Annotated in this window: 7 protein-coding genes; 1 reads left to right on the top strand and 6 read right to left on the bottom strand. The window is 72.9% G+C overall.

The genetic code is table 11. From position 1 onward, the window contains the following. Positions 1-3: 3 nt before the first annotated feature. A complete protein-coding gene (locus ACZ6JS_RS32665) occupies positions 4-705 on the bottom strand; it encodes a 4'-phosphopantetheinyl transferase family protein (RefSeq protein WP_469303370.1) in 702 nt (233 codons plus the stop codon). Between the two features lie 131 nt (positions 706-836). Between ACZ6JS_RS32665 and ACZ6JS_RS32660 the strand changes: the two genes are divergently transcribed. Beyond that, on the top strand, positions 837-2195 hold the full coding sequence (locus tag ACZ6JS_RS32660) for a cytochrome P450 (RefSeq protein WP_469303368.1): 1359 nt from the start codon (positions 837-839) through the stop codon (positions 2193-2195). 54 nt (positions 2196-2249) lie between these two features. Here ACZ6JS_RS32660 and ACZ6JS_RS32655 read toward each other — a convergent pair whose 3' ends face one another. The 5 genes from ACZ6JS_RS32655 to ACZ6JS_RS32635 form a co-directional block, all read right to left on the bottom strand. Next, on the bottom strand, positions 2250-3959 hold the full coding sequence (locus tag ACZ6JS_RS32655) for an AMP-binding protein (protein WP_469303366.1): 1710 nt from the start codon (positions 3957-3959) through the stop codon (positions 2250-2252). Continuing rightward, entirely contained in the window at positions 3956-8668 is a 4713-nt protein-coding gene (locus ACZ6JS_RS32650) for an amino acid adenylation domain-containing protein (protein WP_469303364.1), read from the bottom strand. Before ACZ6JS_RS32650 ends, ACZ6JS_RS32655 begins: the two co-directional genes overlap by 4 nt. A gap of 25 nt (positions 8669-8693) precedes the next feature. Continuing rightward, positions 8694-9536, bottom strand: coding sequence for an SDR family NAD(P)-dependent oxidoreductase (locus tag ACZ6JS_RS32645; RefSeq protein WP_469303363.1), 843 nt, complete (start codon positions 9534-9536; stop codon positions 8694-8696). A gap of 32 nt (positions 9537-9568) precedes the next feature. Beyond that, entirely contained in the window at positions 9569-10720 is a 1152-nt protein-coding gene (locus ACZ6JS_RS32640; protein WP_469303361.1) for an MFS transporter, read from the bottom strand. Positions 10721-10946: 226 nt separating this feature from the next. After that, positions 10947-11522: a streptavidin gene (locus ACZ6JS_RS32635; protein ID WP_469303359.1), complete on the bottom strand. Its 576-nt coding sequence runs from the start codon at positions 11520-11522 to the stop codon at positions 10947-10949. Between the last annotated feature and the right edge of the window lie 176 nt (positions 11523-11698).

Raw genomic sequence — 11698 nt, 5'->3', positions numbered from 1 at the left:
CGGTCAATCCGTCCGCGGGACGGCGGGGGCCGGCCGGTTCCCGGCCGGGCCGGCCGGCACGACGACCGCGGCCAGGAGCAGTTCCGGGCCGGCCGTCCAGCGTCCGTCGTAGACGAGGGGCGCGGGCGGCCCCTCCCCCGCCCCTTCCACGATCTCGGCGCGGAAGGTCCCGCCCGCCGGATCGAAGGTGACCGAGGCGTCCCGGAAGCCCAGCCGGCGCCTCGTCATCGGGAACCACGCCTTGTAGACGGCCTCCTTCGCGCAGAACAGCAGCCGGTCCCAGTGCACTCGGGGGAAGTCCGCGGCGAGCGCGGCCAGCCGCTCGCGCTCCTCGGGGCGGGTGACGGCGCCCAACGTCTCCCCGGGCAGCGCCGCGTGGAGTTCGGCGTCGATGCCCAGGGCCCGCACGTGGACGGTGCGCGCCACGGCCGCCGCCCGGTATCCGGCGCTGTGCGTCATGCTGCCGACCACCCCGTGCGGCCACACCGGTGCCCCGCGCTCCCCCGGCAGGACCGGGACGGGCGGTACGCCGATGTCCGCGAGGGCCCTCCGGGCACAGTGCCGCACCGTCGTGAACTCCCGTCGGCGCCCTTCGTGGCGGGCCGGCCCGAGCGCTTCCAATTCCTCGGGAAGAAGAGTGGATTCGGGTACGTCGGCAAAGCTCTCGGCGCATGCGACGACGGTCGGCAGGATCAGTTCGAGCACTTCAGGACCCTAGCGACCGGAACCGTTCTTCCGCCATTTCTGCGGGTCGTCCCGGCTGCTAGCGTGAGTCGGGACCGGCAATTGCATTCGAACGAAACACACGAGTTCGTTCACCGAGGGGGATTTCCGCAATGACCAGCGGTATCGATGATCTGCCGACGGCCTTATCGGCACCCGTCACCGGTTCGACGAAACGACCGCCCGGCCCCCGGCTGCCCGCGGTGGTCCAGACCCTGCTGTTCGCCCAGTACCGGCACCGGCTGTTCCCGTACCTCAGGCGCCGGCACGGGGACGTCTTCACGCTCCGGCTCACCGCCCCGACCCGCCATCTGGTGATCCTCACCAGGCAGGAGGACATCAAGACGGTGTTCGGGGGTCCGGTGGAGGTCCTGCACGCGGGCGAGGGCAACGCGATCATGGGACCGGCCCTGGGCGAACACTCGGTGCTCCTCACCGACGAGGCCGAGCACCGCAGGTCCCGCCGGCTCCTGATGCCGGCCTTCACGGGCGCTGCGCTGGCCGGCTACCGGGAGATGGTCGGCGAGCTGACCCGGGCGGAGGTGGAGAGCTGGCCCGAGGGGACCGTGTTCGGTTCCCACGAGCGGATGCAGGCCCTGACCCTGGAGGTGATCCTCCAGGTGGTGTTCGGGGTGACCGACGAGGCGCGGCTGAAGCGGATGCGCCCGCTCGTGCGCGGCATCGCGGACATCGGCCCGGTCACCCTGCTCGGGCTGCCCTACCCGCTCCTCGCACGCTTCGGGCCGTGGCGCCGCCACATCGGGCTCCAGCGGGGGCTGGACAAGCTGCTGTACGCGGAGATCGGCATGCGGCGCCGGGCCGCGGACCTGCACCACCGCACCGACGTGCTGTCGCGCCTGCTGCAGGCCGCGGAGAACGAGGAGTCGGGCGGCGGGTTCAACGACGCGGAGCTGCGCGACCAGCTGATCACCCTTCTCCTCGCCGGGCACGAGACCACGGCCACGGGCCTGGCCTGGGCCCTGCACGAGCTGGTCCGCCAACCGGAGCAGCTGCGCCGGGCGCAGCGCGCGGCGGACGAGGGCGACGACGCGTACCTCACGGCCGTGGCCAAGGAGGCGCTGCGGCTCAAGCCGGTGGTCTACGAGGTGGCCCGGCAGCTCACGAAGCCGCTCACCGTCGGCGGCTACCGCCTGCCGGCCGGCGCCACGGTCATGCCCGCCATCGGCATGGTGCAGTCGGACCCGGCCCACCACCACCAGCCGGACCGGTTCCGTCCCGAGCGCTTCCTCGACGGCCAGCCGCCGGCGCACACCTGGATTCCGTTCGGCGGCGGTGCCCGCCGCTGCATCGGCGCCGGCTTCGCGCTGCTGGAGGCGACCGTGGCGCTGCGCGAGGTGCTCCAGCGGTTCGAGATCCGGCCCGACCGGCCCGCTCCGGAGCAGCAGAAGGCCCACCACGTGACGCTGGTCCCCTCCCGGGGTGCGCGCCTCGTGGTGAGCCGCCGCCGCTGAGCCGGCGCGGACACCCGCGGCCGCCCCGCGCCCCCGGGGCGGCCGCGGTCCGCGTCAGCGCGCGACTTCCGCCAGGGCCTCCATGCGGCCCGTCAGGTACCGCTCCCGGCACCGGCTCCGCTGGACCTTTCCGGAGGAGGTACGCGGGATCGCGCCCTTGGCCAGGGCCACGACCTTGTCGGGCGCGTGGCCGAGGTGCTCGCGCAGCCGCTTCATCACCCGGGCGGCCACCTGCTCGTGGTCCGCCACGCCCTTGGCGGACTCGAAGGCCACGATCATGCGCTCGGTGCCCGGTACGGCGAAGGCCGCGCACACCGGCCGTACGCCGTCCACCTTGGCGGTCACGTGCTCGTAGTCCTCGGGGTACAGGTTGCGGCCCGAGACGATGATCATGTCCTTGATCCGGCCGCATACGACCACGCCACCGTCCTCGGTCAGGTAGCCGAGGTCGCCGGTGTGCAGCCGGCCGTCACGCAGGACGGCCGCGGTCGCCTCCGGGTCCTGCCAGTAACCCTGCATCAGGGAGGGGCTGCTCACGCAGATCTCGCCGACCTCCCGCTCGCCCCGCAGCTTGCCGTCCGCGTCCCTGATCTCGACGCGGACGCCGGGGACCGGCGGCCCGCAGACCGCCAGCACACGGGCGTCCGGGGCGTCGGCGGGCACCGGGCGGGCGACGCCGCCCGCCTGCAGGCCGTCGCGGGAGACGTGGTCCCAGACCAGCGGCCGGGTCGCCTGCCCCATGGCGACGGCGAGCGTCGCCTCGGCCATCCCGTACATCGGGGTCATCGCCTGCGGCCTGAGCCCGTAGGCGGATCCGGCCTCGACGAACTGCTGCAGCGTGCCGGCGCGGATCGGCTCGGCGCCGTCCCCGCAGACTTCCAGGTGCGACAGGTCGAGGTCGCGCGGGCGCAGCCGCATGCCCTGGGCGGCGAGGCCGTAGGCGAAGTTGGGGGCCACCGTGCTGGTGGCCCTGAACCGCGACAGTGCGTCCACCCAGGAGTCGGGGCGGGCCAGGAAGTCCTCCGGCGGCTGGAGGACGAGCTTGATCCGGTAGGCCATGCCGGAGAGCACCGAGATCAGGCCCATGTCGTGGTAGAGCGGCAGCCAGCTCACGTGCACGCTGCGGTCCCGCACCAGCTCCAGCCGCTCGCAGCACACGGCGGCATTGGTGAGCATCTGCCGGTGGGTGAGCGCGACCGCGCGGGGCAGCCCGGTGGTGCCCGAGGTGAACTGGAGGTAGGCGAGGTCGTCGGGATGGGTCTCGACCGGCCCGCTGATCCCCTCGCGCTCCGCCGCCAGGTCACCGCAGGTCAGTACGGGTCGCCCGCCCGTGATCCGGCCGGTCACGAAGTCGCCGAAGGCGTCGGCCACCACCACGCAGCGCGCGTCGACGTGGTCGAGCCGGCGGTTGACCTCGGCGACGAACTCCAAAAGGTCCGACAGCCGGTGCGGCAGAGGCAGTATCACGGGCACGGCGCCCGCCCGCCAGGCGCCGAACAGGCTCAGCAGGAAGCCCGGCGAGGTCGAGGAGACGATCGCCACGCGGTCGCCCTTGCCCACGCCCGCCCTGACCAGCCCGCCGGCCACCCGCCGCGCTCCGGCGGCGAGCAGTGCGTAGGGCAGCGGGGTCCGGTCGAGCTGCCGGTTGACGAGGGTGATGCCGCGCGGGGTGGCGGCGGCGAGTTCCAGTACCTCCGGCACGGTCACCGCGCCGAACATGTCCTCGGGACGCGGGTGGTCCATGGCCGTGTCTTCCCCGTTCATCCGGCGCTCCGCGCCAGGGTGTGCAGTTCGTCGGTGAAGCGGTCGGCCAGGGCCCGGACCGTCGCCTCCGTGTGCAGGTTGGCGCTGTAGGTCCACACCAGGCGCAGGGTGCCGTCCGCGGTCATCGCCATCAGGTCGAGGGTGCGGGTGCGGTGTCCGAGGTCGCTGCGGTGGTGTCCGAAGGAGTCCACGACCGGGCGGGCGTCACCGGTGAAGTACTCGCTGACGTCGCCCCAGTAGTTGAAGCCGATCTCCGGGACGGGGACCTGGGCCATCCGGGCCCGTACGGCGGGGTCCGGGTGCAGATGCCGCAGGAGGCCGTATCCGACGCCCTGGTGGGGCATCTCCCGGATCTGGTCGCGCACGTCGGCGAGCCCGCCCGGGCGCAGGACCAGCGGTGCCAGCGTGGAGAAGCGGGCGACCGTACGGGAGACGTCCAGGGGGCCGAAGGCGGTCTGCCGGCCGTGCCCCTCGATCTCGACGACTAGTTGCGGCTGCCCGGTCCAGGCCGTGACGGCCCGGGCCAGCGCGGTGAGCAGCACCTCGCGGATCTCGACCCCCACCCGCCGCGGCAGCTCGGTCACCACGGCGGCGGCGAGCCCGCCGCTCACCTCGGTGAAGTACCGGACGGCGGAGGCCTGCGAGTTGGGGCCGAGGCGGTGGTCGACGGGCAGCGGCGGCGGCGCGAGGTCGGTGAGCCGGCTCCAGTAGGGCAGTTCCGCCTCGACCTGCTCGCTCGCGGCGTGCGCGCGCAGTTGCTCTGCGGCCTGCGGCAGCGGGGCCGTCTTGGGCGGCAGCACCGGTTCGTCACCCCGCTCGATCGCGAAGTAGGCGGTGCGCAGGTCCTCGTGGAACACGCGGGAGGAGTAGTAGTCCATGACGAGCCAGTGGGCGCTGACCAGCAGCCTGGGCCTGCGGTGCGGGCCCAGGTCGAACTGGGTGAGCCGGACGGTCGTGCCGTCGGCCAGGTCGAGGGCGCCGTTGCGGAGCGCGGCGTGCCGGGCGATCTCCGCCTCGACGTCGGAGTCGGGGACGTCGCCGAGATCGACCTCCGTGACCCGGGAGGCGTCCGGCGTGCGCGCGCCGGGCAGTTCGGCGTACGGGCCGTGCTCGTCCGCGAGGAAGCGGGCGCGCAGTCCGTCGTGGTGGGCGAGCACGGTGGCCAGGGCCCGGTGCAGGGTCCGGGTTTCCATGCGCCGGTCGAGCTCGAAGACGGGCCACATGCCGTTCCAGTGGTCGGCGGCGGCGAAGTCCTGTTCGAAGAACCAGAGCTGGCTGGGCGACAGGCCGGCCCGCCCGGTGATCTCCGACTGGTCCGCAAGGGCCGTCGGCCGGTCGGTGGCGCACGCGGCCTGTTCGGCGATGGTGGGGCGGGCGAAGAAGTCGGCGAGCGTGAGGTGCAGTCCCTGTTCGGCCGCCTTGGCCACGGCGCGTACGCCGAGGAGGGAGTCGCCGCCGAGGGCGTAGAAGTTGTCGTGCCGGCCGATCCGCTCCACGGGCAGTACGCGGGCCCAGGCGCGGGCCAGCGCCTTCTCGGCGGGGGTCGCGGGCGGCTCGTTCCCCGGGGCGACGGCTTGCGGCACCGGCAGGGCGCGCCGGTCGAGCTTTCCGTTGGCGCCCGTCGGCAGCCGGTCCAGGGTCATGACGACGGCGGGGACCATGTACGCGGGCAGCTTGGCGGCGAGGTGGGTGCGCAGCTCGTCCTCGGCGAGATCGGCCCCGCTCTCGGGGACGGCGTAGGCGATCAGCCGCTTGCCGTTCTGGGCGACGACGACGGCGCTGCGGACGCCGGGGTGTCCGCCGAGTACGGCCTCGATCTCGCCGAGCTCGATGCGGTGGCCGCCGATCTTGACCTGGAAGTCGTCCCTGCCGAGGAGTTCGAGGGTGCCGTCGGGCAGGTAGCGGCCCAGGTCGCCGGTGCGGTACAGGCGTTCACCGGTGACCGGGTGGTCGAGGAACTGGGCCGCGGTGCGCTCGGCGTCGCCCCAGTACCCGCGCGCGACGCCCACGCCCCCGATGTGGAGGTAGCCGGTGACGTGGTCGGGCTTGTCGGTGAGGTCGGCGTCCAGGACGTGGAAGGTCTGGTTGCGCAGCGGTGTGCCGTACGGGATGCTCCGCCACTCGGGGTCGATGCCCTCGATCGGATGCCAGATCGACCAGATCGACGCCTCTGTGGCGCCGCCCAGGCTGATCAGTTCGGGGCCTCCGCAGGCAACGGCCCGGACCCGCCCGGGCAGGCTCAGCGGGATCCAGTCCCCGCTCAGCAGTGCCGTCCGCACCGATCGCGGGAAGGCGGCGCCCTGCTGCTCGCAGTGTTCCACCAGCAGTTCGAGCAGCGGCGGGACGCTGTTCCACAACGTCACGCGGTGCTGGTCCGCCAGGGCGGCCCAGCGGCCGGGGTCGCGGGACTCGCCGGGCGCGGGCAGGACCAGCGCCCCGCCGGCTCCGAGCACTCCGAAGACGTCGTACACGGAGAGGTCGAAGCTGAGCGAGGACAGTCCGAGGACCCGGTCCTCCCGGCCCACGGCGAAGCGGGTGCTGATGTCGTCGACCGTGTTCACCGCGGCGCGGTGGCTGATCATCACGCCCTTGGGGCGGCCTGTCGATCCGGAGGTGAAGATGACGTAGGCGAGGTCGTCGGGGCCGGTGGCCGCGGCCGGGACCGGTCCGTCCGGCACGTCCCGCGCCGGCTCCCGGTCCACGGTCAGGCCGGTGACGCCTGCGGGGACGTGGGCGCCGGGCTGGGTGACCGCGACCGTCACGCCGCCCTCCTCCAGCAGCCGGGCCACGCGTTCGCGTGGCAGGCCGGCGTCCACGGGCAGGTAGGCCGCTCCGGCGCGGAGCACGCCCAGCACGGCGGGGACCTGCTCCCACCCCTTGTGCATGAGGACGGCGACCAGGGTGTTGGGCGCCGCGCCCAGTGCGCGCAGCCGGTGGGCGATCCCGTCGGCGCGGCGGTCGAGTTCGCCGAAGGTGAGGGTGGCGTCGGCGCTGATCACGGCCGGCGCGTCGGGGTGTGCGGCGGCCTGCCGGCCGATCGCGGCGTGCAGGAGTTCGCCGGGCTGCGGTCCCGCTGTGTCGTTCACGGCGCGGCGGACGGCGAGCTGCCGCTCCGGCAGGGCGACCGGTGCGGGCTCGTCCTGTTCCGCGATGCGCTCGACCAGGTCGACGTAGGCGGTGAACATGTCGTCGAGGACGCCCTCGGGGAAGACCTCCTCGACGGCGTCCCAGCTGATCAGCAGGTCGCTGCCGCGGGCCACGACCTGGTTGTCCAGGTAGACCTGCGGAGTCTGCGAGACGGCGTACCCGGTCTCGAAGGCCAGGCCTTCGAGGGCGCCGAGGCTGTCCTGCTCGTGCAGCAGGCTGGTGAAGACGACGGGCATGCGCGCCTGTGTGCCGTCCCCGCGTCGGGCCAACTCGCGCTGCACCTCGACACCGCTGAAGCGGGCGTGGGCCAGGTCCCGGCGCAGCTGCTCCTGGATCCGGTGCGCGGTCGTGGCCAGGTCCGGGGCGCCGGCGAGGTCGCATTCGAGGAGGACCGTGCTGGTGAAGTCGCCGATCATCCGGTCGATGTCGGCGTGCCAGCGCGGCCGGTCGGCGAGGGTCAGGTTGAGGGTGAACCGGGACGAGCGGCTCCAGGTGCGCAGCACCTGCGCGTAGGCGGCGCACAGCAGCACGGAGGGGGTGACGCCCCGGGCGTTCGCGCGGTCCCGGATCTGCCGGAAGACGCGGCCGGACAGGCGGCGTTCGCGGCGTGTGAAGGCGGGGGCCTGGGTGTGGGCGACGGACCGGACGGGCAGTTCGGGAGCCTGCGGCAGCGTGTCGACGCGGTCCAGCCAGTACGCGCGGGCCCGCTCGTGGCCGGGCTGCGTGCGGTACGCGGCGAGGCCGTCGACGTAGTCGCGGAAGGCGGCCGCGGGGGCCGGGGCGAGGGAGTCCGGGTCGAGGATCAGGCGGATCCACTCGGCCAGCAGGATCTGGATGCTGCCCGCGTCGGCGAAGAGCAGGTCGATGCCGATGTGGAGGCGGAGCCGGGCTGCGTCGAGCCGGTGGGTGCGTATCTCGTACAGGGGCCAGGTGTGCGGGTCGAAGACCTGGGCGGCCATCTCCTCGCGGGTCTCTTCGAGGCGACATCGTCCGTCCGCCTCAGGGAGTCCGCTCAGGTCGCGATGGCGGAAGCGGTAGTACGGAACCTCGTGCGCCACCTGCTGGCGGCCGTCGGGCAGCAGCGTGGCGCGCAGCATGCCGTGGCGGCCGATCAGGGTGTTGAACGCCTCCTCGACGCGTTCGTGGTCGGCGGCGAACAAATCGACCTCGACGTAGAAGTGGGCAGAGCGCCCGCCGAGGTCGAAGCCCCGGCTGCCCAGCCAGTAGGCCTGCTGGACGTCGGTGAGTGCGAAGGGCTCGTGGGCGCGCTCCGGTGCCGGAACCAGCTGCGGGGCCTGACCTCCGTCCGTACCGTGGTTGAGCAGTGCCGCGGCGAGCGTTTCGAGCGTGCAGTGGCCGAAGAGGATCTCCAGCGGAAGGTCGGTCGCACAGGCGGTGTCGATCGCGGACTTGAACCGTACGGCGTCCAGCGAGTCGAGGATCAGGGGCTCCTGCGGATCGACCGGGCGGTCGTAGTCGGCGTTGATCCCGGCCAGCAGGTCCCGGAGGCGGTGGAGGCCCTCGTCCCGGTCGGGAGCGGGCACAGCGGAAAGATCGGACATCGGTTCCCCCGTATCAACCGGCGGGTCAGGCCGGTTCAGAGTGTCGTTGCGAACGTGTCTGCGCGTCGGCGACCCCGCGCAGGTACTTGTAGATGCCGCCGTTGCGGGCGATCCAGGCGGTGAGCCGCGGGGAGAGGGCGCTGACCACGTCGGCGACCCTCTCCATGACGGGAGCCACGGTGATCTCCACCTTGTCCTCCCGGATGCACTTCAGCACCGCGCGGGCGACCTCGTCGGGCCCGACCCTGCCGAGCAGCGGCGGGCGCCGCCCCGCCTGCCAGCCGGCGGAGATGCCGACGTCGGCGATCAGCGTCGGGTACACCGCCGACACCCCCACGCCGGTCCCCCGCAGTTCCTCGCGCAGGGACCAGGTGAAGCCGACGAGGCCGTGTTTGGCCGAGGAGTTGATCGTGGCGTAGGGGTAGGCCGTGCGGCCGCCCACGGAGCCGATGTTCACCACGTGCCCGCGCCCGGCTTCGAGCATGTCCGGCAGCACCAGCCTGGTCATGGCCTCGGCACCGAACAGGTTCACCAGCAGGACCCGCCGGATGTTCTCGACCGCGGCGTCCTGGAAGCGGGTGATGTGCTCGATCCCGGCGTTGTTGACCAGGATCCCGGCCGGTCCCAGTTCACGGCGGACCGTTTCCACGATCCTCCGCTGTGCGTCTTCGTCGGAGACGTCGCCGGGCACCACCAGCGGCTGGGGGCCGATCCGCCCCAGCTTCTCCGCGGTGGCCCGCAGATCGTCCTCGGATCGGGCGACGAGTGCCATTCGGACTCCCGCCCGGGCGAGTTCCGCAGCGATGTGCGGGCCGACACCGCGCGACGCCCCGGTGACGATTCCCACTGCATTCTTCAGTTCGCGCACGGGCGTGGTCCTTTGCCGAGAGGGACGGATTTTCAGCGCGACGGCTGCAGGGCAGCGCGCCTGCCGGAGAAGACCTGGATCAGGGCCGCCACCGAGCACAGCAACGCCCCGGTGAGCGCCACCGCGGCGATGCCGGCGTGGTCGAGCACCGCGCCCCCGACGACCCCGGACAGGCCGATGCCCAGGTACAGGGCGGACGCGTTGAGTGCGAGCAGGAGGCCGCCGGCGTCCGGGGAGAGTTCGAGCAGCCGGCGCTGGACCGGCGGGTTGAAGCCCCAGCTCGACACCCCCCACACGAACAGCAGCACCGCGGCGACCGCGGTGGTGTGCACCGCGGAGAGCGCGGCCAGGGCGACCACACTGCCGGACACGGCCACCAGCAGCGGCGTCCGGTGGCCGAACCGGTCGGCCGCGAGGCCGCCGGCTACGTTGCCGATGGCACCGCCGATCCCGTAGCCGAAGAGCAGCAGGCTCAGCCCCGTGCCGTGCGCGCCGACGGTCTCGGCCAGCACCGGAGCCGCGTACGTGTACACGGTGAACACCCCGAGGCTGGCCGCGAGGGTGATCCCGAGGACGGTGACGACCCGGCTGTCGGAGGCGACCGCGACCCGTTGGCGCAGCGTCACCCGTACGGGCGCGGCGACCTGGGGCACGGCCACGGCGACGGCTGCGGCGGAGAGGGCGCAGAAGCCCGCGACGAGCCAGAAGACGCCCCGGTGTCCGAGGGGGCCGACGAGCAGCGTCCCGGCCGGCACACCGACGATGGTCGCGGTCACCAGCCCGCCGAAGACCCAGGCCGCCGCACGCGCCCGGCGCTCCGGGCCGCTCAGCTCGGCGGCGACGGCGGTGGCGGCCGGCGTGAACACCGCCGCGCCCGCGGCGGTGACGATCCGGGCGGCCGTCAGGACGGTGAAATTGGGAGCCAGCGCGGCGAGCGCGTTGCCCGCCGCGGCCACCAGCAGGGCGGCGATGATCAGTGGTCGGCGGCGCCACCCGCCCAGGGCCACGGCCAGCAGCGGCGAGCCGATCGCGTAGGCCACGGCGAAGCACGTGGTCAGCAGTCCCGCGGTGGACACCGAGACGGACAGCTCCTCGCTCAGCTGGGGCAGCACACCGGTGACGACGTAACCGCTCGTCCCCACTGCGAACGCTCCGAGCGCGAGCGTGAAGATCTTGCGTAACACGAAATGAACCCCCCTGCCCCCGGCTGGTCGGTGCCGAACGTGATCACGGCACGTGTCGCGAAGGCCGCGCGAACCGGAGTCGCAACCACACTCCCACAACAGAAGTTGCAGGCCAACAGAGGTTTTTCGCCATGATCACCTTGCCGGACGGGGGCGTGCGCGACCCGCCCGCCGCGGGAATTCCCTCACTGCGGGCGGATCACGTCCTCGGCGGCGGGGGCCGGGTTCACTCCCCGTCGGAAGCCGGTGGATTCGCAGTTGTCACGCCCAGCAGGCGCGCCTTGTCCATGTCGGCGGCGGAGGGCTTGACCCGGGTGAACTCGTCGTGGCCGAGGAAGGTCGACTTCCACCGGTCGGCGGGAGCCGTGCCGTAGCTCAGCAGCCACTGGGTCACGATGCGCTCCTGGTCGCCGCCGACGTACTGGCCGCTCCAGGTGGCGACGGAGTGGGCGTTGCGGTGGGCGTTGCGGTAGGCGACGGTCCATCCGACAGCGGTCCCCGTGCCGTCGGCGGGCGCGCTGTCGTAGCGCCCGGTCATGACGTACCGGTTCTCGGCGTTGCCGACCGCGGACTCGTAGGTTCCGACGAAGCCGCCGTCCGCGGCCCGCGTCACGACCATGGTCGAGCCGAGCTGGTTGTACCAGGTGCCCAGGATGCCGGGGCGGGCCTTCGTCCCGGCGCCGGTGTCCGCGGTTTCCGCGGACACGGTCCCCCGGGTGTCCGCCGAAGCACTCGCGGACACGGTGGCGAAGGTCAGGGACATCGCACACAGTGCGACTAGGGATTGGCGTACACGCGTCACGAGATGATTCCCCCTACGAGGGCCCGCGGGGCCCGTCGGTCGACCGTGGCGGTGGAAGGTCACGGGCGCTTCCGGAGAAAATCGTAGGGTTGTGACCGGCGGTAGGCCGGGTTCGTCCCCGTGAATTGTCGTACTTCGTACGGAGAATCGGCGCGATGTGTTCGCCCGCCGGCCTC

This window comes from Streptomyces sp. NPDC046349 (genome assembly GCF_055587885.1).
This window is presented reverse-complemented; position numbering and strand designations above follow the sequence as displayed.